This window comes from Bradyrhizobium sp. LTSP857 (genome assembly GCF_000938285.1).
Taxonomy (GTDB): Bacteria; Pseudomonadota; Alphaproteobacteria; order Rhizobiales; family Xanthobacteraceae; genus Bradyrhizobium.
Map to the genome: position 1 here is coordinate 80,443 of NZ_JYMS01000049.1, position 20,079 is coordinate 100,521.

Below are 20,079 nucleotides of genomic sequence, written 5' to 3' on the forward strand. Positions count from 1 at the left end.
CGCGGCGGACAGGATTCCCCCGGTCGGAACGGTGACGGTAACGCAAAAGGGAAATGGGACGCGGGCGCTGCGTACGACAAAGCCGCAGCCCTCGCCTGCCTCAAGGCAGCGCGGCCACGTCACGGTCAGATCAGAAATGTTGGGAAAAAAATGCCGGCAATGCCCCGGCCTCAGGGAACGAGGGCGTCGGCGAACACGTCAGGACCAGATTCCACTTTGACCGCGAGGCTACTCGTGAAATTGCAGAGCCGGAGAACCGGAGCCGCACCGAACGAAGAAAACTTGTTTCTTCTGCCGGACCGGACTTTGGCGAGCGAACCCGCGAAAGAGAACGATCCGACCGTTGACCTGATGTCTCGCCGACACCCTCTATCGTCGACCAGAACCTGCTAAGAGGCGCTGATGACGTGCCGGCTCTCTAGGAGCCGGCAACTTCAGAAGCGAAGTTACTTCTTCTTCTTGGCGACCTTGCGGGTCTTCTTCGCAGTCTTCTTCACTGCGCTCTTCGCCTTCTTCGCCTTCTTTGCTTTCTTGGCCATGTTGCCCTCCGATGTGTGAGATGGCTTTAATCGCTGCGTACATTCGGGGATCGAATGCACTCACCCCGAATACACCAACACGACGAAAAAAACATCTTCTCACTTAAGGAAGTGTTGACGCAGCGGAGCGCGTGCGCTTGGCGAGCGCGACGCAAGTGGTCGGAGAGACATGCGCTCGCGATCACGCAGAGTGGTCGCAGCATCGATCTCGGCAAGGCCGGTGACTGCAAAGAAACTCTATGCAGCAAGTATTATTCTGCACTTGCGCATTGCGCATGATCAACGCGGTGACGTGCGTCGCGGTTTGCTCGATCGCGTCATGGAAGCGTTTCGCGGACTCTGAGTCGCAGGTTTTGGCAACGAAAATATTTTCATGCTTAACGGCGCGAGCGCTCGCCAAAGCGCGTGCAAGCCGCCGTTTCGCGCGAATCGCGTGACGGCGATTCGGTCGTCGCTGCGTGGCTCAGATGGGATGATGTTGGCCATCGATGACGGACGCGCGCGTCGCATCGCGAGCTGAAGCGAGGTGACGGAACGTATCCGTCACCTCGTTCGAACGCGCGACGTCAGATGCCGAGCTTGGACTTGAGCAGATCGTTGACGCTCTGCGGGTTGGCCTTGCCGCCGGACGCCTTCATCACCTGGCCGACGAACCAGCCGAGCGACTGCGGCTTGTCCTTGACCTGCGCAGCCTTGTCGGGATTGGCCGCGATGATGTCGTTGACGACCTTCTCGATCGCCGAGAGGTCGGTGACCTGCTTCATGCCGCGGCTTTCGACCAGCGCGCGGGGATCGCCGCCCTCTTGCCAGACGATCTCGAACAGATCCTTGGCGATCTTGCCGGAGATCGTGCCTTCACCGATCAGGTCGATGATCGCTGCGAGCTGCTCGGCATTGACTGGAGAGTCCGTAATATCCCGGCCTTCCTTGTTGAGACGGCCGAACAATTCGTTGATCACCCAGTTCGCCGCCATCTTGCCGTCGCGGGCGCGGTTGGCGAGCTTGTCCAGCACGGTCTCGTAGAACACCGCGCTTTCGCGCTCGGCGACCAGCACGCTCGCGTCATAGGCCGACAGGCCGAAGTCGGCGACGAAACGCGTCATCTTCTGGTCCGGCAGCTCGGGCAGCTCCGCTTTCAGCTCATCGACGAAAGCCTGAGAGAACTCCAGCGGCAGCAGATCGGGATCAGGGAAGTAGCGGTAGTCATGCGCCTCTTCCTTCGAGCGCATCGAGCGCGTCTCGCCCCTGTTGGGGTCGTACAGCCGCGTTTCCTGGTCGATCGCGCCGCCGTCCTCCAAAATTTCGATCTGGCGGCGCGCTTCGTACTCGATCGCCTGCCCAATGAAGGTGATCGAGTTCATGTTCTTGATCTCACAGCGGGTGCCGAGCGGAGCACCGGGCTTGCGCACGGAGACGTTGACGTCGGCGCGCAAGCTTCCCTTCTCCATGTCGCCGTCGCACGTGCCGAGATAGCGCAGGATCGAGCGCAGCTTGGTCACATAGGCCTTGGCCTGCTCGGCATCGCGGATGTCCGGTTTTGATACGATCTCCATCAGCGCCACGCCGGAGCGGTTGAGGTCGACATAGGTCATGGTCGGCGACTGATCGTGCAGCAACTTGCCGGCATCCTGCTCAAGATGCAGGCGCTCGATGCCGATCGCCGCAGTCCTACCACCGTCGAGCTCGACGATCACCTCGCCCTCGCCGACGATCGGCGACTTATACTGGCTGATCTGGTAGCCCTGCGGCAGGTCCGGATAGAAATAGTTTTTCCGGTCGAACACCGAACGCAGATTGATTTTTGCGTTGAGCCCGAGCCCGGTCCGGACAGCCTGCCTGACGCACTCTTCGTTGATGACGGGCAGCATGCCTGGCATCGCCGCGTCGACCAGCGACACATGCGAATTCGGCTCGCCGCCAAACGCAGTGGAGGCGCCCGAGAACAATTTGGAGCTCGACGTCACCTGCGCATGGATCTCCATGCCGATAACCACCTCCCAGTCGCCGGTGGCGCCCTTGAGAAGCTTGTGCGGTGTGACTGACACGTTCATCGATCCGGCTTCCGAACCATTCAAATGTGGGATGGCAAGATTATGGGAAGGTTTGGGCTTCGCGCAACGGCTGGCGCCAGTCAAGCCGAAGAAATCGACATTCTGGCGGTCAACAGCCACCCCCGCGGTCAAAGCCCGCGGCGAAACGCCTGGTAGGGCTTGCTCTGGCGCAGCGCGTCGGCGCCGCCTTCGATCAGGAGATCGACCTGGTCCGCCGGCAGCGAGAACCGCGTCGGGATCGTATTGAGGATGCCGGCACGCGCGGGCCCAAGCTGCTCGAAATTCACCCGATCGATGAAGAAACTGACGTCGTTGCAGCGCCAGTTATTGCCAACCCCGAGACGGGCACGGTCCGCCGCGGACAGGCTGCATCGCCAGCGTCTGATCTTCCCCACCCAGTCATTGGCCAGGCCGGTGAATGCCGCGTAACTCGATCGCACACCAGCATCGATGGCGGTGTCGGCTGCCGCCGACACCAGTTCGATGCCGCTTGGCCCTTCGACCCGCTGCGCGAAGTCGCCGGAGATACCCCGCCCGGCATCGACGAGAAGGAACATGATCCGCCGCACCTTCACGGCCTGGCGCTCGTTCATCGGCTCGAACGGGCGCTGCGCCGCGAGCATCCCGATGCTGAAACCGGACAGGCCATAATTGTCGACGAGGCCGCCGTCGAGCAGCTTCACATAGCGCATCGAGCCATCGTGATAGCGGGCGTTGGCTTCCGCAAACGACCGCAACAACGGCTGCGCATTCGGATCGCGGCGTGCACGTTCGATCCAGTCCGGCAGTTGCGTTGCGCAGCCGCCGGGATAGGTCTCGAGCACGATCGGTGCAAAGGCAAGCGGTACCGCTGCGGACGCTGCAACCGCCTCAGCGATGCGATAAGACCGGATATCGCTGCATAGCGCGTCAAAAGTGGTCTTCCCGAACACGAATGGCGTGCGGTTGTAGATGTCGGACGCATTGATCCAGACCCGTGGGCGCCGGTCTTCGCGAAAAATATCGAACCGCGCGCCATCGAACAGGTTTCGATCGAGCCAGTCGGTAAATTGGCTGTCGTTGACGCCGCCGCCGAGTGCGCGCCCGATATTGCCAAGCGAAACGCGGGTATTGAGACCTTCCTCGGCGTTCCGCAGCAGGAAACGCTCGCGAAAATCCGCAATCGCAGCGCGCTGCTTGAGGCCGAAATAGGCTGCCGTAACCGATCCGCCGGAGACGAAGTCCACTCGGTCGAGCAGCGTTTTCGCACGATCGGAGCCGACGCGAGACCGATCGAGTTCGGTCAGCACCCCAAAGGAGAAAGCCGCGGCACGCATGCCGCCGCCGGAGAACGACAACCCCAGCAGCAGATCGTCCGCGTAAGTCTGAACTTCTCGCCCAAAGTCATTGTCGGCCAACGCTTCGCCGAGCGGAGCGTTGCCCGGCAAATTGTAGACCGTCGCACATCCCGCCAATAATCCCGCGAACGCAGCGGCCAACCCGGCAAGGACCCACCCCCGCATCTTCAACGCTTGCACCCGAATGTCCCGTCGCAGGCCCCACCCTGTCAGCGCCAGTCTATCATGCTCAAAGGTGGCATCGGCATGACCCCGAGGCCAGCGCCCATACAGGGTTAACGAGGCAAAAGCGCGGACAGCAGCGCCCGCGCCGTGCGTAGCTAGTGGCGGCTCCGCCAAAAGTGTTCAACGCCAAGGCGCTGATCGCCCAGTTGGAGCCACTCATCAAGGCCGAGCGCTGCAATCTCGGCAACGTCTGTCCGCATGTTCACGAATATCTGCTGCCGAAGGGAACGCTGAGATAGCGTCCCGCCAGGCATCAGGTCCGCTCACGGCGTTCCTGGTCCGTTGGCTGCTCGCCTTTCGCCGGCTTCGTTAAACCCGTTGAGCGACCGAAGCACATCGGCCGGCCGGCGCAGCGCGATCTCCGGGCGGCCCATCATCTCGATCTCTCCGAACAGCCCGTCGACCTCCGCGAAGAGGCAAACACGAAGCCGTCGAACGACGTGCTCTGGTCCTCGAAATCGCTGGAGATCTCGACGCGGTAGCCTTTCGCCTTGAGACGATCGACGACCTCGTAATGGAGGGCCTGCGAATGGGTTGCGATGAAGAGAAAATCGACGCGCCGCTTGGTCAGCACGCTCTCGGCACCTTTCAACATCTCGACCTCGAACCCCTGGATATCGGCATGCAGGATGTCGAGACGCCTGATCTTCCTGTCCCTGAAGAAGGCGTCGACCTCGAATTTTCCATTGCCGACGAAGGCCTTGATGAACTCGCCCTTCAGTCCGTTGCGCGCGAAATTATCCTGACCGGTCTTCAAGCAGGCGGGGTCCGGCTCGACTAGGATGACGTCTGCCTTAGACCGCATCTTCTTGAGCCACATGGAATAGTGGCCCCAATAGGCGCCGAGCTCGATCATCGCGGGCGCTTCGCCCAGCCGCTTCAGCAATTCCTGAAAGACGTATTCTTCCAGCGGCTCGTGGACACCGCGATTGATCACAAGCACGCTGCTGAAGGGTCCGTAATACGCCCCGGGGCCGATACCGGGACCTTCAGGCCGTTATGCAGATAGACCTGATCGCCTTCGACATGGCCGGCCATCGGGACGCGTTCGATCAGGAGGTTGAGGGGATCGGAAACGATCTCGCGAAAACGGCCGAACAAGTCCTCCGGCTTCGCCTTCGGTCCCGTGAATCCAGGCTCGCTCATGCGGATGCACTCCCACCCAGCGTATCGACGATACGCTGCCATTCTGCTTCGAGCGAATCCGTTGCCACGGGTTGGCCAGCCTGGCGGTACCAGTAGCCGGCATTGCCGAGATCGCCCTCGACGCGGTGCAGATAGGCGTGCACCCAGGCGGCGTCGCGGCTGCTCTCGTCCTGGACGATCCTGTGCGCCTGGTCCCAGTCGCCCTTGGCGGCCCACCAGAGGCCGGCGAGCGGCGCGCTGAGATCCGGCGCCGGTGCTGCGCCGTCGAGGCTGGCGATATACGCCGCCAGGTTCACCACCACCTCGCGGGCGTGAAACGGCCGGCCGCCTGCTCGATCACCTCGCCGAGCGAGAACAACGCTTCTTCGTCAAAGGGACGACCGATCAGTTGCAGCCCGAGCGGCAGGCCTTGCGCATCCTTGCCCGCTGGCACGGCGATGCCCGGCAGCCCCGCCATGTTCACGGTCACCGTAAAAATGTCGTTGAGATACATCTCGACGGGGTCGGCGCCGCCCTTCTCGCCGATGCCGAAGGCGGCCGACGGCGTCGCGGGGGTGAGGATCGCGTCGACTCCCTTGGCGAAGCAATCCTCAAAGTCCTTCTTGATCAGCGTGCGGACTTTCTGGGCGCGCAAATAGTAGGCGTCGTAATAGCCGGCCGAGAGCACATAGGTGCCGATCATGACGCGGCGGCGCACTTCGGCACCGAAACCTTCGGCGCGGGTGTTCTCATACTGCTCGATGATGTTCTTGCCCTGCTCGCGCAGGCCGTAGCGGACGCCGTCATACCGCGCGAGGTTGGAGGACGCCTCCGCCGGCGCCACGATGTAATAGGCCGGCAGCGCGTACTTCGTGTGCGGCAGCGACACCTCGACAAGCTCGGCGCCGGCCGCCTTCAGCCAGGCCGCGCCCTCTTCCCAAAGCTTTTCGATCTCGGACGGCATGCCGTCGAGGCGATATTCCTTGGGGATACCGATCTTCATGCCCTTCACGGATTTGCCGATCGCGGCCTCGTAATCCGGCACGGGCATGTCGACCGAGGTCGTGTCCTTCGGATCGTGCCCGGCCATCGAGCGCAGCAGCATCGCCGCATCGCGCGTTGTGCGCGCGATCGGGCCAGCCTGGTCGAGCGAGGAGGCAAAGGCGACGATGCCCCAGCGCGAGCAGCGACCATAGGTCGGCTTGATACCGACGGTCGCGGTGAACGCCGCCGGCTGGCGGATCGAACCGCCGGTGTCGGTCGCGGTCGCGCCCATGCACAGCAGCGCCGCCACGGCCGAGGCCGAGCCGCCGGACGAGCCGCCCGGCACCAGCGTCGTGTTGCTTCCCTCACGCCGCCAGGGATTGCCGACGGGGCCGAAGCACGAGGTCTCGTTGGCCGAGCCCATCGCGAACTCGTCATTGTTGAGCTTGCCGAGCATCACGGCGCCGTCGCGCCAGAGCTGCGAGGTTATGGTGGACTCATAGGTCGGCACGAAATTGCCGAGGATCTTCGAGCACGCCGTGGTGCGCACTCCCTCGGTCGCAAAGAGATCCTTGATGCCGAGCGGGATGCCCGCGAGCGGACCGCCCTCACCCTTGGCGATCTTCTCGTCCACGGCCTTCGCCATGTCACGCGCGCGATCGGGCGTCTCCATCACGAAGGCATTGAGCACGCGCGCGGCTTCGATCGCGGACAGATGCGCGTCGGTCAGCTCGAGTGACGTGAAAGTCTTGGCCGCGAGGCCCTTGCGGGCCTCGGCGAGCGTCAGGGATGTCAAATCGGTCATTTATTGATCGGGCTACAGAAGAACGGAGACAGGGTCTTGTCGTTGGCCGGGTCGTCTTTTTTCTTGGCGGCGGCGTTCGCGGCCGCCTCGATCTCGTCGAGCACGGCATTGACGGCGACGTTGGGATCGGCGGCCTTGCCCTGCCGCTCCATCTTGTCGAGATAATTCATATAGGCCTGATAGGCCTTCTCATCGTCGCAAAGCATGCACATCGGACCACGTCCTAAGACTCTTTAGTTTGACGCGTTTTCTTTACGCGAACCGGCTTCCACTTCGCTCGAAAACGCTATGCAAGTTACTCAACGACTTTGGGCACGAGGAAGAAGTGCCCCTCGGTCGCAGGCGCGTTGGCAACGATATCGTCGGCGATCTCACCGTCGTTGACCACGTCCTGCCGCTTCTTCATCTGCATCGGGGTGACCGAGGTCATCGGCTCCACGCCCTCGACATTGACCTCCGAGAGCTGCTCGACAAAGGCGAGCATGGCGTTGAGCTCGCCCTGCAAGTGCGGAACTTCGTCCTCGGAAACCGCGATGCGCGCCAGATGCGCGATGCGGCGGACGGTAGCGGCGTCGACGGACATTATATAAGGCCTCTCACGGCAAAACCTATCCGCCGTATAGCAGAGGCCGCTTTTGCGCCGCAACCGGCGCTGGGAGCTATCCGGCCATCTGCCGCAACCGGTCCAGCGCCGATTTGGCGAGATCCCGGGTCAATTCGGCCGCCGGGACCTCACGGCCGAGGGCAATGGCCTGCCCGGCCCAGAGATTGGTGAAGTCCACGCGGCCTTGTTTCTCGGCTGCCGATTTCAGCGGCGCCAGGGCGGTTGCAGCATGGGGGAATGGCGGAGCATCGGGCGAGATCGGGCCGACCTCGCGGATCAGGCGGTTCTGAACCCCGCGCGCCGGCCGCCCGGTCATGACGTTGGTGATCACGGTGGAATCATCCCGCCCCTCTGCAAGCGCGGCGCGCCCCGCCGCCGTATGCGTCGATTCCGGACAGCGCAAATAGGCAGTGCCGATCTGCACGCCGGATGCGCCCAACGTGAAGGCCGCGGCAATGCCCCGCCCGTCAGCGATGCCGCCGGCTGCGATGACCGGCACCTTCACGGCGTCGACGATCTGCGGCAACAGGGCAAAGAGCCCGGGCTGCTCGGCTATCTTGTCGGTCAGGAACATGCCGCGATGGCCGCCCGCCTCCGCCCCTTGCGCAATGATGGCGTCGACGCCGCGCTGCTCCAGCCAGACCGCCTCCTTCACCGTCGTCGCCGAGGCGATCACGAGACAACCGGCCGCTTTGATACGGTCAAGCTGGGCCTTCTCCGGCAGGCCGAAATGGAAGCTCACGACCTCCGGCTTCACTTCCTCCACCACCGCGCAGGCCGCCGCATCGAACGGCGCCCGGTTGGCGGCGTTGACCGGGGCTGCCGGATCGAGGCCGTGCTCCTTGTAATAGCCCGCGAGGCGCTGCTTCCAACGCGCTTCCGCCGCGGCGGTGAGTTCGACCGGCGTGTGGCAGAAGAAGTTCAGATTGACGGGCGCAGACACGCGCTGGCGGATGATGTTGACCTGCTCGCGGATCTTCTCTCCCGACAGCATGGCGCACGGCAGCGAGCCGAGCGCGCCGCCCTGCGCTGCTGCAATCACCAGCTCCGCATCCATCACGCCGGCCATTGGCGCCAGCACGATCGGGAATTCGGTCTTGAAGAGATCGATCAGTCGACGGTCGGGCCACATGGTGCTGTCTCTCTTGTTTCAGGCGAGCGATGCGATGGAATTGCGCCTGCCGGCGAGCAGCTGCTCGGCCTCAAGCGCAATCCGCTCGACGATCTCTGCCGCGGGCGGGATATCATGGATCAGGCCGACGGCCTCGCCGGCAAAGACGGCCGCGACCTCGAAATTTCCGGCAGCCCTGGCCGCCATATACTCTACCGCGATCTCGCCCGCGCGCTGCATCAGCTCGACCTCGCGGCCGGTCCAGCTCTTGATATGGTCATTGACCAGCGTGCGCGCGGTGAACGGAGCCGGCCAGAACAATTGTCGCGACCAATCGGGAACGACGCCGCGCACGGTGTCATTGCCATCAGCCGCGCGAATGCGCTGCTTTGCCTCTTCGGCGCCGTTGGCCTCGATACTTGCATAGAAACGGGTGCCGACCAGCACGCCGGATGCGCCCAACATCATCATCGCCGCAAGGCCGCGGCCATCGGCAATCCCGCCGGCCGCAACCACGGGCACATGCCCTGCCGCAAGATCGACGATCGCCGGAACGATATCGACGGTGGTGCGCGACGCGCCATGGCCGCCGGCTTCGGTGCCCTGCGCGATCAGGATCTCCGCACCGGCGTCGAGCGCCTGCTTCGCCATGTCCTCGCTCTGCACCTGGCAGATCAATCGCGCGCCGCGCGCTTTGATACGTGGCGCAAACGGCGCGGGGGCGCCGAACGACAGCATAATGGCTTGCGGACCCGCGTCCGGCGCGATGTCGAGAAGCTTTGGCTGCTTCGCCAGACTCCAGGTGATGAAGCCGATACCGAACGGTGCAAAGCCGCTGAGCTCTTTGGTCTCCGCCTCGAGCCGGGCCTGATCGCCGTAGCCACCACCCAGAATGCCGAAGCCGCCGGCCTCGCTGACCGCGCGGGTCAGCCGGCTGCCCGCAATCGTGTCCATCGGCGCCGACAGGATCGGATGCCTGATCCCGAGAAGCTCCGTCAGCGGCGTGGTGATCGGCATGGCTGCTCCACTCTCGACAGCCAGACTAGGCCGGAATAGCATTCTCGAAAATTGAATTCTAGCGAACGCTGCCATCACAAAAGCGAAACGAAGCCATGGAACTCAGCGACATCCAGACATTCGCCGCGGTCGCCCGCACCGGCGGCATCACCCGCGCCGCCGAAGAGCTCAACACGGTGCAATCCAACGTCACTCAGCGCGTCAAGGCTCTGGAGGCCGAGATCGGCACGCCGTTGTTCGAACGACATAGCCGCGGCATGACGCTCACCGGCGCGGGCAAAAGGCTTTTGCCTTACGCGCAAAGGATGGCCGCGTTGTCACGCGAGGCCGTGCTCGCGGCGCGTGACGATGGCGAGCCGAAGGGACCGCTCGCGATCGGCTCGATGGAGACCACCGCCGCGGTGCGGCTGCCGCCGCTGCTGGCCGATTTCCACCGCCGCTTCCCTTCCGTGCGCCTGAGCCTGCGAACGGCGACCACCGCCGATCTCGTCGCGGGCGTGCTCGACGGCACGTTCGACGGCGCCTTCGTCGCTGGTCCGATCGCGCATGCCGACCTCACCGCGACCAGCGCGTTCCGCGAAGAGCTGGTGCTGGTCAGCGCGCGGCGCTGGGGTTCGCTGGCCGAACTGCGCGCCGGCACGCCGGAGTCCGGCCCGACCGCGCTCGCGTTCCGCACCGGCTGCACCTATCGCCAGCGGCTCGAACAGATCTTTGTCGAGTTCGGCTGGCCGTCCGCGGCGCGCTTCGAGCTCGGCACGCTCGACGGCATGATCGGCTGCGTCGCGGCCGACATGGGCGTGACGCTGCTGCCGCGCACTGTCGTCGAGCGCAGCGCGATGAACGGCAGCGTCTCGATCCACGCGCTGAGCCCGTCACACGCGCGGGTCGAAACGCTGTTCATCCAGCGCCGCGCCGGGCATCAATACAGTGCGCTCAGCGGCTTTATCGCCTGCCTGAAGAAGGATGACGAAATCATCGCGGCCTGAGATGCCAGCGCCGCAGTGCAACGACGGCCCAGATCGCCTCGACCAGACCGAACGGCCAGGCGCCTTGCAGGAAGCCGTAGGCCGAGCCGAGCGCGCAGGACACCGCGAACAGCAGCACGAACCAGTGGCTGCGGTCCTCCATGGCATAGCAGACCAGCATGGCGGTGACGGCAAACAAGCCGAATAACGTCAGTGCATCCATGTTCCCGGTTCACTCCGCAGCGCGACGCGTGATATGCGCTAGACCATGCCGGCTCTTATCCTGCCATTGATCGATGCTGCAACCCACTGGCCCGAACGCGGCGGGCTCGTCGGCCTGGATCTCGGCACCAAGACCATTGGCGTTGCCGTGTCCAATCCGGACCGGCGGTTAGCGACCGGCGTCGAGACCATCCAGCGCAAGGCATTCAAGCAGGACGCCGCCCGCCTGCTGGCGATCGCCGCCGAGCGCAAGGCCGTCGGTTTCGTGCTCGGCCTGCCCATCAACATGGACGGCAGCGAGGGCCCGCGCGCGCAATCGACCCGCGCCTTCGCCCGCAACCTGGCTGGCCTGACCGCGCTTCCCATCGGACTGTGGGACGAGCGGCTCTCGACCGCGGCGGTCGAGCGCGAGCTGATCGGCATGGATGTCAGCCGCGCCAAGCGCGCCGAGGTGATCGACGAGCACGCCGCGATCTTCATCCTGCAGGGCGCGCTCGACCGGCTCACCAATCTTCGCGCGGCTTCGGAGAATGGCTGATCCATGGCCGTCGTGATCGCGGCGCTGCTGCCGGTCTTCATCCTCATCGTGCTCGGCGTCGTGCTCAGGCACAGCCTGATGCGGCTCGACACGCAATGGCACGGGCTGGAGCGGCTGACCTATTTCGTGCTGTTTCCAATGCTGCTGATCCAGACGCTGGTGAAGGCCGATCTTTCCAAGGTGCCGGTGGCCGGCGTCGGCGGCGCGCTGCTGCTGTCGGCGCTGGCGATGTCGCTATTGTGCCTTGCGCTCCGCCCGGCCCTGGCGCGGCTCGATATCGACGGCCCCGCCTTCACCTCGATCTTCCAGGGCGCGACGCGCTGGCAGACCTATGTGGCGCTCTCGGTGTCCGCCAACATGTTCGGTGATGTCGGGCTGGCGCTGGCCTCCGTAGCGATGGTCGCGATCATTCCGCTGGTCAACGTGTTCAGCGTCGCGGTGCTGGCGCACTACGCATCGCCGGAGAAACAGTCCGCGCGCGCGATCGTCATGACGGTGATCCGCAATCCCCTGATCTGGGCCTGCGCCATCGGCCTCTTCATCAACGTCATCCATCTGCCGCTGCCAAAAATCTGGCACGAGGTCGCCGATGCGCTCGGCCGCTCCTCGCTCGCCATCGGCCTGCTTGTCACCGGCGCCGGCCTCCAGCTCAAGGGCCTGTTCCGCCCGAGCGTGAGTGCGACGATCGGCGTGGCGTTCAAGCTCGTGCTGATGCCTGTGCTCGCGCTGGTACTCGCCGCCTGGTTCGGCCTCTCCGGCGACAGCCTCGCGATCGTGGCGATCTGCGCGGCGGTGCCGACCTCGCCCAGCGCCTATGTGCTGGCCCGCCAGATGGGCGGCGATGCGCCGCTGCTGGCGCAGATCATCACGCTGCAAACGATTTTGGCCGCGATCACGATGCCGATCGCGATCGCGCTGGTGGCCTAGAACTCGTCATTGCGAGGAGCCCTTGCGACGAAGCAATCCAGAATCCCTCCGCGGAAAGATTCTGGATTGCCTCGCTGCGCTCGCAATGACGGAATGTGAGGCAACCGCCGACCTAGCTCCCCAGCCACATCGTCAGCACCACCGCCGTCATGTTGTTCAGCGCATGCAGCACGATGGTGAGCCAGAGCGAGTTGGCGCGATGGCGCATGTAGCCGAACCAGACGCCGATGGAGAAGACCTCGGCGAGGAAGTACATGTCGTATTGCAGATGCACCGCCGTCCACACCAGCGACGACAGGATGATCGCGCCGGGCACGCGCAGGAAGCTCGCCGACCAGCCGCGAAACAGGAAGCCGCGCGCCAAAACTTCTTCCGACATCGGCGCAGCCACGCTGAAGGCGAACAGAAGCAGTAGCACGGCACCCTTGTCGCGGCCCGATTTCAGCAGATCGGTCATGAAGCCCGGCGTCGCCTCGCGACCGAGGCTGCGCGACATCGTCTCCCAGACCAGCACGATCACGATGAGACCGACGGCGCCAAACAGGATCTGCTTCCACGATGGCCAATGCAGCGCCAAATAATCGACGAAGGATGCCTTCTTGATGCGGATGGCGAGCCACGCCACGGCAAGCGTCGCAGGCAGCCCCATGATGACCGACAACGCGAGCGCCTGCGGCTCGCCGCCGACGAGCTGCATCGATGCAAGGCTGAGCGGCAGACCGCGATACACCACGAACAGGACGATGGCGCCAATCTGTCCGACGAACATCGCGACGAAGAGGAGGATCCCCCACAGTGCCGTGCCCCAGAATTTCCACACGCGCGGCGCGGCGTCCGCGGGCGTCACGTCAAGCGGCGGATCGTTGAAGACTTCAGAGGTCGCGAGGCTGGGCTCAGTCTCAATCTCAGTCATGGCGCTTTCCTGCGACCGGAATCAGTTCCGCCGCGGCTGGATCGGGAAATCATAGGCCGCCCCGCCCGCCCCCGGCAGGGAAAAATGCCACCACTCTTTCGAATAGTTCACAAAGCCTTGCCGAGCCATCGCAGCGACCAGCCGCTTGCGCCAGGCACGCTGGTCCGGCGTGATCGACGGTGCTGCGGTGTGTCCCTTCGCGTCCGTGCAGTCATAGCCGGTGCCCATGTCGACGCTGCCTTCCGGGATGCGCGCCTCGACCGGCGCCGTGCAGTCGGCATAGGTTTTTGACGGATCGTATTTGGCGGAGTTGTCAGCCCTCAGATCGACCAGGGTCAGGTCGAGCGCCGCACCTGTCGAATGCTGCGAGCGGCTCGCTATATAGCCAAGGCGAAACAGCTCCGTCTTCGGGATCTTCGGATTGTAGCGCCGCTCTGCTGCTGTCTCCCGGCCGTTCTGCGACCACTTCACCATATCGAGCGATGCGCGCGCCGGTCGGTAACAGTCGAACATTTTGAGCGACAGGTTTTGTGCCGCCAGCTCCTGCTGCACCGCCTTCAGCCGCAACCCCACCTCCCGCTTCACCACACACTCGCCCGCGCCATAGCCGCTCATCGGACGGCCGATGAAATTGTTGGAGCTGGCGTAGCGGATGTCCTGGATGATGCTGGGATCGATGTCGCGCAAATAGACGAAGCCGCCGGGGAGCGATTGGGCGTGGGCTTCGCTGATGATGATTGCTGCTAAGAGCGCCGTCAGAATTGTTTTCAACTGAAGCCCCCATATCGTCATGGCCGGGCTTGTCCCGGCCATCCACGGCCTTTTTACGTCAAATGCGAATGAAGCACGTGGATGCCCGGGACATAGGCGAGCGGAAGCGACGCCGTCCTTCGGACGGCTATGCCCGGGCATGACGGAGGACGCAGAACCCGACAGATCAGGGGATAACTCCCCGCCCCGGCATTGGCCCTTGCCCCCCCAGCCATCCCCGCCTATAGCTCTCGTTTTAATGACATCGAAATCGACCTTCGTCCTCGGCCACCGGCATTTGCTGGGCATCGAGGGCCTTTCCGCGGCCGACATCACCGGCCTGCTCGACCTGTCCGAAGAATATGTCGAGCTCAACCGCCAGGTTGACAAGAAGCGCACCGTCCTGCGTGGACGGACGCAAGTAAACCTGTTCTTCGAGGCCTCGACCCGGACGCAGTCCTCGTTCGAGCTCGCGGGCAAACGCCTGGGTGCCGACGTCATGAACATGTCGGTCTCCTCCTCGTCCATGAAGAAGGGCGAGACGCTGGTCGACACCGCCATGACGTTGAACGCCATGCACCCGGATATCCTGGTGGTCCGGCATCACGCCTCCGGTGCGGTGGAACTGCTGGCCCGCAAGGTTGACGGTTCCGTGATCAATGCCGGCGACGGCGCGCACGAGCATCCGACGCAAGCGCTGCTCGACGCACTCACCATCCGCCGCAACAAGGGCCGGATCGAAGGCCTCGTGGTCGCGATCTGCGGCGACGTGCTGCATTCGCGCGTTGCCCGCTCCAACATCATCCTGCTCAACACCATGGGCGCCCGCGTCCGCGTGGTCGGCCCGACCACCTTGCTGCCGCCGGGGCTCGAACGCATGGGCGTCGAGGTGGCGCGCGACATGCGGGAGGGGCTCAACGGCGCCGACATCGTCATGATGCTGCGGCTCCAGCGCGAGCGCATGAACGGCTCCTTCGTGCCGTCGACCTCCGAGTACTTCCATTATTTCGGGCTGGACCAGAAGAAACTCGCTTACGCCAAGCCCGACGCGCTCGTCATGCATCCCGGCCCCATGAACCGCGGCGTCGAGATCGACTCAGCCGTCGCCGACGGCGCGCAATCCCTGATCCGTGAACAGGTGGAGATGGGCGTGGCCGTACGCATGGCCGTGCTCGAAGCGCTCGCCCGCAACCTGCCGAACGCGTGATGCTCATGTTGACCGATCGACGACCCATCCTGCTTGCCAACGCCCGCGTCGTCGATCCCTCGCGGGATTTCGACGGCCCCGGCGACGTCCTGATTGCAGACGGCATCATCCGCGAGACCCGCCGCGGCATCGGCGCGGCCGGCGTCCCCGAGGGCACCGACGTCGTCAACTGCTCCGGCAAGATCGTGGCACCCGGCCTGATCGACATGCGCGCCTTTGTCGGCGAGCCCGGCTTCAGCCACCGCGAGACCTTTGCGTCCGCGAGCCAGGCGGCTGCGACCGGCGGCGTCACCACCATCATCTGCCAGCCCGACACCTCGCCGGTCATCGACAATTCGGCGACCGTCGATTTCGTGATGCGCCGCGCCCGCGACACCGCAATCGTCAACATCCAGCCGATGGCGGCGCTCACCAAAGGGATGCACGGCGAGGAGATGACCGAGTTCGGCCTGCTCAAGGCCGCCGGCGCAATCGCCTTCAGCGACAGCGACAAAAGCGTGACCAATGCGCAGGTGATGCGCCGCGCGCTGACCTACGCGCGCGATTTCGACGCACTGATCGTGCACTACACCGAGGATCCCGATCTCGTCGGCGAAGGCGTGATGAACGAGGGCGAGTTCGCGAGCCGGCTCGGCCTGATGGGCATCCCGAACGCGGCGGAGGCCGTGATGCTCGAGCGCGACATGCGCCTGGTCGCGCTCACCGGCGGGCGCTATCACGCGGCTTCGCTGACCTGCATCGACTCGCTCGAAATCCTCAAACGTGCCCGTGACGCCGGCCTCGCCGTAACCGCCTCGGCCTCAATCAACCATCTTGCGCTGAACGAGAACGACATCGGGCCCTACCGTTCCTTCCTGAAACTGTCGCCGCCGCTGCGCACCGAGGACGACCGCCGCGCGCTGGTCGCAGCCGTGGCCTCCGGCCTCATCGACGTCATCATGTCCGACCACAATCCGCAGGACGTCGAGGTCAAGCGCCTGCCGTTCGCGGAAGCCGCACCCGGCGCCATCGGGCTTGAGACCATGCTGCCGGCGGGCTTGCGGCTGGTCCACAATGACGAGCTGGACCTCAAGACGCTGATCCGGGCGATGTCGACCCGGCCGGCCGAGATTCTGGGCCTGCCCGGCGGAACCCTGCGCACCGGCGCACCGGCGGACGTTATCGTGATCGATCCCGATGTCCCCTGGGTGGTCGATCCCGCCGATCTCAAATCGCCCAGCAAGAACACGCCATTCGACGAAGCCCGCTTTACAGGCCGCGTGGTCCGGACCATCGTTGGCGGACGGACGGTTTTTGAGCATGTCTGAGATGCCGTATTTTGGCGATGCGGGCCGCGTCTCACGTCGCCGCCGTAACACGTCAGGACCAGATCATGGGCGCTGGCTATGTCGGACATGGAGACACCCCCATGGGGCTTGAAGCATTCCTGCCGGTGGCCTTCATCATCGGCTACCTCCTCGGCTCGATTCCGTTCGGGCTGATCCTGACCAAACTCGCCGGCACGCAGGACCTGCGCTCGATCGGCTCCGGCAGTATCGGCGCCACCAACGTCCTGCGCACGGGACACAAGGGCCTTGCCGCAGCAACCCTTCTGTTCGACGCGCTCAAGGGCACTGCGGCGGTGGTGATCGCCGGCTACATCGCAGGCCCGAATGCCGCGATGGTGGCCGGGCTCGGCGCCTTCCTCGGCCATCTCTTCCCGGTCTGGCTCAAGTTCAAAGGCGGCAAGGGCGTCGCCGTCTATATCGGCATCCTGCTTGGGCTGTTCTGGCCGGCCGCCGTCGTTTTCTGTGTGCTCTGGTTAGCTACCGCCTTCACCACCCGCTATTCCTCGCTCTCGGCGCTGGTGGCGTCCTTCATCACCCCAATCTTCCTGTGGTGGTTCGGCCATCTCGCATTGTCTGCGCTGGCCGTGGTGCTGACGCTGCTGCTGTTCTACGCCCATCGCGAGAACATCAAACGGCTGCAATCGGGCAAGGAAAGCCGGATCGGCGAGAAGGCCTAGAGCGTTTTCGAGCGAAGTGGATACCGGTTCGCGTCAAGAAAACGCGTCAAAACAAAATCTAAGACCGGAAAAAGTACGGATACCGCCGCGCCTCCTCCGCATTATATGCCAATTCCTGTTCGCAACTCTGGGCCGAATCACGGTTGTATTGGCGAACGGGTTCCATGCCTGTCATCCTGACAGAGGAAATGGCGTTACGCGGTAGCTCAGAATGAGCGAGAAGATTATCGGCACGCATGATGAGGGTGGCTTGCAGGGCACTGCAGCAAGCCGGCTGCTCTCGATGACCAATATCTGGTCCGATGCGCCCTCGCCCCCTCCTGCGCCAAAGCCCGCCGCCGTTTCATCGCCGGCTCCGCCACCTGCTCCTGTTGCGCCAGTTGCTCATGCTGTCGAGCCTGTAGCTGTCGCCACGCCGGTCATGCCAACGCGGACCGCGCCCTCAACACAATGGCCGCCCCGAAAATTGTCGCTGGCCTTGCAGGGTGGCGGCACCTTTGCCGCCTTCACCTGGGGCGTGCTGGAGCGGCTGCTGGAAGAGCCGTCGATCGAGATCGACACGATCAGCGGCGCCAGCGCCGGCGCCATCAACGCGCTGCTGCTCGCCAGCGGTTTTGCCGAGGGCGGGCGCGAGGGCGCCCGCGCGCGGCTGAACCGGTTCTGGGTCCGGCTCATGCACGAGGCCTCGTTCCGCTCGCTGATGCTGGTCGGCGGCTTCTCGCCGGCAGGAAGCTCGGTCGCGTTCGGGCCGACGCTGCGCTCCGGTCAGTTCGATCCGTTCGATCTCGACCCGCTGCGGCTGGCACTATCGCGCGACATCAATTTTGCGGCGCTGCGCGATGCGAGGTGCCCAAAGCTTCAGATCGCGGCGACGCGGATTCGTGACGGGCAGCAGCAGATCTTTCGCAATGACGCGATCAATGCAGACGTCGCACTCGCCTCGACCTGTCCGCCTCTGGTTCACTGCGCCGTCGAGATCGAGGGCGAGGCCTATTGGGACGGCGGCTACGGCGGCAATCCGCCGCTCGTGAAGCTGGTGCAGGAAACGGCGGCGACGGACGTGCTGCTCGTTCAGGTCACCCCGTCCCGAGACAATTATGTGCCGATCACGCTCGCCGCGATCGACCGTCGGCTCGACCAGATCGCGGCGAATGCCGCCCTCAATGCCGAGATCGCAGCGCTGGAATGGGCGCGATCGCACGCAGCGCCTTCGCTGCGGCTGTTCAGGATCGCTGCGGAAGACTCGATCGAGGGCCTGGCGCAGCGCTCATCGACCGACCTCGGCCGCGGCTTCATCCGCCTCTTGCATCGGAGCGGCCGCCAGGCCGCCGAGCGCTGGCTCGGGCAAGGTTCGAACGCCGCCGTTGCGCGGCCGACGCCAGGTCAGCGCATTGTCTCTGCCGAACCCGCGCTAGCCTGATTTCGCCAACGCATCCTCCAGGAACCACGCCGCTGCGAGTGCGCCGGGATCATTGCCGAAGCGCGCGATCACCTGCACGCCGATCGGCAGTCCGCCGACCTTCAGCACTGGCACGTTGACGCAAGGATTGCCCATCAGCGTCCACAGCCGGTTGTAACGGGGCGAGCCGGTCGAGGCGAGCTCCTTGGCCGGTGCTGTGCCCGGTGCGGAATAGGTGAGCAGCACGTCGAAACCCTCGAACATTTCAGCCAGCTCGCGGCGGCCACGACGGGCGATCCGACGTGCGTCGTCATATTCCTTCGGCGTCAGTCCGACGGTCTCATCGAGGCTGGCGCGCAGCATCGGCGCGATCTCGTCGTGACGCTCGGAAAACTCCCAGGCGAGCGCGCGATGCGCCTCAAAATCCTGGATGATCGGGTGGATGCGCCAGGCTTCCTTCACCGCCTCGGGCAGGTCGATGGTCCGGACGCTGGCGCCGGCACGCTCGGCGGCCTTGATCGCCGCCAGCAACCCCTCTTCCGCCGCCGGCTCCACGGCTTCCGCAAACTCCTGCCTGACCACGCCGATGCGCGGCGCCTTGGCCGGAACGATGCCGTCGAATTCAGTTCGCCCGGTCATCGCCAGCAATCCGCGCGCGAGATCCTCCGCGCGGGCGCCGAACAGGCCGACAGTGTCGAGCGCCCATGAATAGCATTTGACGCCGATGGTCGGCAGCATGCGGAACGACGGCTTGATCGCAGCGGCGCCACAATAGGCTGCCGGCCGGATCACCGAGCCGCCGGTCTGGGTGCCCAGCGCCAGCGGGATCATTCCGGCGCCGACCGCCGCCGCCGAGCCCGACGACGAGCCGCCCGGCGTGTGGCCAACATTGTGCGGATTGAGCGTCGGCGTCGGATCGCGCGAGGCAAACGCCGTGGTCGTGGTCTTGCCGATGATGGTGGCCCCCGCCCGCTTCAGCATCATCACGACCGGCGCATCGGCGCGCGGCTGCCAGCCCCGATAGATCTCCGAGCCCATCTCGGTCGGCATATTGGCGGTGTCGATGATGTCCTTGATGCCGACAGCGATGCCGCGCAGCGGCCCGGAGGCTTGTGCCTTGGCTGACTTGTCATGCCGGACGAAGGCGCGGACGTCCTTCTCCCTGGCCTCGATCGCCGCGTGCGATTGCGCGATGGCGTCCTCAGGCGAAAGCTCGCCCGCTTCGATGCGGCGCTGGAGGTCGGCAAGTGAGATCATGGCAAAACCCTTCTTATTGGCATCGCTTTTAGCATTGCGAAGGAGCCACGCAAGCGCTGACGCGGTGTCGGCTTAGGCAGTGCGCGTTCTGATCCACC

General features: G+C 64.5%; 22 protein-coding genes. 8 read left to right on the forward strand and 14 right to left on the reverse strand.

What is annotated here, in order from left to right:
* Positions 1 to 1,105 precede the first annotated feature (1,105 nt).
* Both gatB and UP06_RS33665 read right to left on the reverse strand, forming a co-directional pair.
* Positions 1,106 to 2,590 (reverse strand): Asp-tRNA(Asn)/Glu-tRNA(Gln) amidotransferase subunit GatB, encoded by a 1,485-nt coding sequence (gene gatB / locus UP06_RS33660; RefSeq protein ID WP_045008012.1) that lies wholly within the window; start codon positions 2,588 to 2,590, stop codon positions 1,106 to 1,108.
* A 128-nt stretch (positions 2,591 to 2,718) separates the two neighbouring features.
* Entirely contained in the window at positions 2,719 to 4,092 is a 1,374-nt protein-coding gene (locus UP06_RS33665) for a patatin-like phospholipase family protein (RefSeq protein ID WP_082081819.1), read from the reverse strand.
* A 158-nt stretch (positions 4,093 to 4,250) separates the two neighbouring features.
* Between UP06_RS33665 and UP06_RS41245 the strand changes: the two genes are divergently transcribed.
* Complete coding sequence (locus UP06_RS41245) at positions 4,251 to 4,391, forward strand: hypothetical protein (protein WP_156163411.1); 141 nt, start codon at positions 4,251 to 4,253, stop codon at positions 4,389 to 4,391.
* Positions 4,392 to 4,525: 134 nt separating this feature from the next.
* Here the strand turns inward: UP06_RS41245 and UP06_RS42315 are convergent, their stop codons facing one another.
* From UP06_RS42315 to UP06_RS33700, 8 genes are all read right to left on the reverse strand, one after another.
* Positions 4,526 to 5,095 (reverse strand): FkbM family methyltransferase, encoded by a 570-nt coding sequence (locus tag UP06_RS42315; RefSeq protein ID WP_245305618.1) that lies wholly within the window; start codon positions 5,093 to 5,095, stop codon positions 4,526 to 4,528.
* Positions 5,086 to 5,298 carry a hypothetical protein gene (locus UP06_RS42320; protein ID WP_245305619.1) on the reverse strand — a complete coding sequence of 71 codons (213 nt, stop codon included), beginning with the start codon at positions 5,296 to 5,298 and terminating at the stop codon, positions 5,086 to 5,088. The genes UP06_RS42315 and UP06_RS42320 overlap by 10 nt, the downstream gene beginning before the upstream one ends.
* Positions 5,295 to 5,600 carry a hypothetical protein gene (locus UP06_RS33675; protein ID WP_156163412.1) on the reverse strand — a complete coding sequence of 102 codons (306 nt, stop codon included), beginning with the start codon at positions 5,598 to 5,600 and terminating at the stop codon, positions 5,295 to 5,297. Before UP06_RS33675 ends, UP06_RS42320 begins: the two co-directional genes overlap by 4 nt.
* Positions 5,591 to 7,066, reverse strand: a complete 1,476-nt coding sequence (gene gatA / locus UP06_RS33680; protein ID WP_045008014.1) for an Asp-tRNA(Asn)/Glu-tRNA(Gln) amidotransferase subunit GatA — start codon at positions 7,064 to 7,066, stop codon at positions 5,591 to 5,593. The genes UP06_RS33675 and gatA overlap by 10 nt, the downstream gene beginning before the upstream one ends.
* The gene (locus UP06_RS33685) at positions 7,063 to 7,278 is read right to left on the reverse strand and encodes a hypothetical protein (protein WP_014494728.1); all 216 of its coding nucleotides are present in this window, start codon (positions 7,276 to 7,278) and stop codon (positions 7,063 to 7,065) included. Before UP06_RS33685 ends, gatA begins: the two co-directional genes overlap by 4 nt.
* Positions 7,279 to 7,361: 83 nt before the next feature.
* Positions 7,362 to 7,649, reverse strand: coding sequence for an Asp-tRNA(Asn)/Glu-tRNA(Gln) amidotransferase subunit GatC (gene gatC / locus UP06_RS33690; RefSeq protein ID WP_008548395.1), 288 nt, complete (start codon positions 7,647 to 7,649; stop codon positions 7,362 to 7,364).
* A gap of 76 nt (positions 7,650 to 7,725) precedes the next feature.
* The gene (locus UP06_RS33695) at positions 7,726 to 8,802 is read right to left on the reverse strand and encodes an NAD(P)H-dependent flavin oxidoreductase (RefSeq protein WP_045008015.1); all 1,077 of its coding nucleotides are present in this window, start codon (positions 8,800 to 8,802) and stop codon (positions 7,726 to 7,728) included.
* A gap of 18 nt (positions 8,803 to 8,820) precedes the next feature.
* A complete protein-coding gene (locus UP06_RS33700; RefSeq protein WP_082081820.1) occupies positions 8,821 to 9,840 on the reverse strand; it encodes an NAD(P)H-dependent flavin oxidoreductase in 1,020 nt (339 codons plus the stop codon).
* A 53-nt stretch (positions 9,841 to 9,893) separates the two neighbouring features.
* Here UP06_RS33700 and UP06_RS33705 point away from each other — a divergent pair, with 53 nt between their 5' ends.
* Positions 9,894 to 10,784: a LysR family transcriptional regulator gene (locus UP06_RS33705; protein ID WP_045008017.1), complete on the forward strand. Its 891-nt coding sequence runs from the start codon at positions 9,894 to 9,896 to the stop codon at positions 10,782 to 10,784.
* Here UP06_RS33705 and UP06_RS33710 read toward each other — a convergent pair.
* Positions 10,771 to 10,986: a hypothetical protein gene (locus tag UP06_RS33710; protein WP_045008018.1), complete on the reverse strand. Its 216-nt coding sequence runs from the start codon at positions 10,984 to 10,986 to the stop codon at positions 10,771 to 10,773. The two genes, UP06_RS33705 and UP06_RS33710, sit on opposite strands and share 14 nt — an antisense overlap.
* Positions 10,987 to 11,031: 45 nt before the next feature.
* Between UP06_RS33710 and ruvX the strand changes: the two genes are divergently transcribed.
* Together ruvX and UP06_RS33720 are read left to right on the forward strand one after the other, a co-directional pair.
* On the forward strand, positions 11,032 to 11,523 hold the full coding sequence (gene ruvX, locus UP06_RS33715; protein ID WP_045008019.1) for a Holliday junction resolvase RuvX: 492 nt from the start codon (positions 11,032 to 11,034) through the stop codon (positions 11,521 to 11,523).
* Positions 11,524 to 11,526: 3 nt separating this feature from the next.
* Positions 11,527 to 12,450, forward strand: coding sequence for an AEC family transporter (locus tag UP06_RS33720; RefSeq protein WP_045008020.1), 924 nt, complete (start codon positions 11,527 to 11,529; stop codon positions 12,448 to 12,450).
* Positions 12,451 to 12,562: 112 nt separating this feature from the next.
* On the opposite strand, the gene UP06_RS33725 is transcribed toward UP06_RS33720, so the two are convergent.
* Both UP06_RS33725 and UP06_RS33730 read right to left on the reverse strand, forming a co-directional pair.
* Positions 12,563 to 13,363, reverse strand: a complete 801-nt coding sequence (locus UP06_RS33725) for a CPBP family intramembrane glutamic endopeptidase (protein ID WP_045008021.1) — start codon at positions 13,361 to 13,363, stop codon at positions 12,563 to 12,565.
* Between the two features lie 21 nt (positions 13,364 to 13,384).
* Positions 13,385 to 14,155, reverse strand: coding sequence for a M15 family metallopeptidase (locus tag UP06_RS33730; RefSeq protein ID WP_045008757.1), 771 nt, complete (start codon positions 14,153 to 14,155; stop codon positions 13,385 to 13,387).
* 217 nt (positions 14,156 to 14,372) lie between these two features.
* Between UP06_RS33730 and UP06_RS33735 the strand changes: the two genes are divergently transcribed.
* From UP06_RS33735 to UP06_RS33750, 4 genes are all read left to right on the forward strand, one after another.
* Positions 14,373 to 15,320 carry an aspartate carbamoyltransferase catalytic subunit gene (locus tag UP06_RS33735; RefSeq protein WP_045008022.1) on the forward strand — a complete coding sequence of 316 codons (948 nt, stop codon included), beginning with the start codon at positions 14,373 to 14,375 and terminating at the stop codon, positions 15,318 to 15,320.
* Positions 15,321 to 15,325: 5 nt separating this feature from the next.
* A complete protein-coding gene (locus tag UP06_RS33740) occupies positions 15,326 to 16,627 on the forward strand; it encodes a dihydroorotase (protein ID WP_045008758.1) in 1,302 nt (433 codons plus the stop codon).
* Positions 16,628 to 16,728: 101 nt separating this feature from the next.
* Positions 16,729 to 17,325 (forward strand): glycerol-3-phosphate 1-O-acyltransferase PlsY, encoded by a 597-nt coding sequence (plsY, locus tag UP06_RS33745; RefSeq protein ID WP_045008023.1) that lies wholly within the window; start codon positions 16,729 to 16,731, stop codon positions 17,323 to 17,325.
* A gap of 211 nt (positions 17,326 to 17,536) precedes the next feature.
* Positions 17,537 to 18,745 (forward strand): patatin-like phospholipase family protein, encoded by a 1,209-nt coding sequence (locus UP06_RS33750; RefSeq protein ID WP_045008024.1) that lies wholly within the window; start codon positions 17,537 to 17,539, stop codon positions 18,743 to 18,745.
* On the opposite strand, the gene UP06_RS33755 is transcribed toward UP06_RS33750, so the two are convergent.
* Positions 18,737 to 19,981 (reverse strand): amidase, encoded by a 1,245-nt coding sequence (locus UP06_RS33755; RefSeq protein ID WP_045008025.1) that lies wholly within the window; start codon positions 19,979 to 19,981, stop codon positions 18,737 to 18,739. The two genes, UP06_RS33750 and UP06_RS33755, sit on opposite strands and share 9 nt — an antisense overlap.
* Positions 19,982 to 20,079 lie beyond the last annotated feature (98 nt).

Coding starts and splice junctions, on each gene's coding strand:
- gatB (WP_045008012.1), bottom strand. CDS start 2,590: ATGAACGTGTCAGTCACACCGCACAAGCTTCTCAAGGGCGCCACCGGC.
- UP06_RS33665 (WP_082081819.1), bottom strand. CDS start 4,092: ATGCGGGGGTGGGTCCTTGCCGGGTTGGCCGCTGCGTTCGCGGGATTA.
- UP06_RS42320 (WP_245305619.1), bottom strand. CDS start 5,298: ATGAGCGAGCCTGGATTCACGGGACCGAAGGCGAAGCCGGAGGACTTG.
- gatA (WP_045008014.1), bottom strand. CDS start 7,066: ATGACCGATTTGACATCCCTGACGCTCGCCGAGGCCCGCAAGGGCCTC.
- UP06_RS33685 (WP_014494728.1), bottom strand. CDS start 7,278: ATGTGCATGCTTTGCGACGATGAGAAGGCCTATCAGGCCTATATGAAT.
- gatC (WP_008548395.1), bottom strand. CDS start 7,649: ATGTCCGTCGACGCCGCTACCGTCCGCCGCATCGCGCATCTGGCGCGC.
- UP06_RS33695 (WP_045008015.1), bottom strand. CDS start 8,802: ATGTGGCCCGACCGTCGACTGATCGATCTCTTCAAGACCGAATTCCCG.
- UP06_RS33700 (WP_082081820.1), bottom strand. CDS start 9,840: ATGCTATTCCGGCCTAGTCTGGCTGTCGAGAGTGGAGCAGCCATGCCG.
- UP06_RS33705 (WP_045008017.1), top strand. CDS start 9,894: ATGGAACTCAGCGACATCCAGACATTCGCCGCGGTCGCCCGCACCGGC.
- UP06_RS33710 (WP_045008018.1), bottom strand. CDS start 10,986: ATGGATGCACTGACGTTATTCGGCTTGTTTGCCGTCACCGCCATGCTG.
- ruvX (WP_045008019.1), top strand. CDS start 11,032: ATGCCGGCTCTTATCCTGCCATTGATCGATGCTGCAACCCACTGGCCC.
- UP06_RS33720 (WP_045008020.1), top strand. CDS start 11,527: ATGGCCGTCGTGATCGCGGCGCTGCTGCCGGTCTTCATCCTCATCGTG.
- UP06_RS33725 (WP_045008021.1), bottom strand. CDS start 13,363: ATGACTGAGATTGAGACTGAGCCCAGCCTCGCGACCTCTGAAGTCTTC.
- UP06_RS33730 (WP_045008757.1), bottom strand. CDS start 14,155: ATGACGATATGGGGGCTTCAGTTGAAAACAATTCTGACGGCGCTCTTA.
- UP06_RS33735 (WP_045008022.1), top strand. CDS start 14,373: ATGACATCGAAATCGACCTTCGTCCTCGGCCACCGGCATTTGCTGGGC.
- UP06_RS33740 (WP_045008758.1), top strand. CDS start 15,326: ATGTTGACCGATCGACGACCCATCCTGCTTGCCAACGCCCGCGTCGTC.
- plsY (WP_045008023.1), top strand. CDS start 16,729: ATGGGGCTTGAAGCATTCCTGCCGGTGGCCTTCATCATCGGCTACCTC.
- UP06_RS33750 (WP_045008024.1), top strand. CDS start 17,537: ATGAGCGAGAAGATTATCGGCACGCATGATGAGGGTGGCTTGCAGGGC.
- UP06_RS33755 (WP_045008025.1), bottom strand. CDS start 19,981: ATGATCTCACTTGCCGACCTCCAGCGCCGCATCGAAGCGGGCGAGCTT.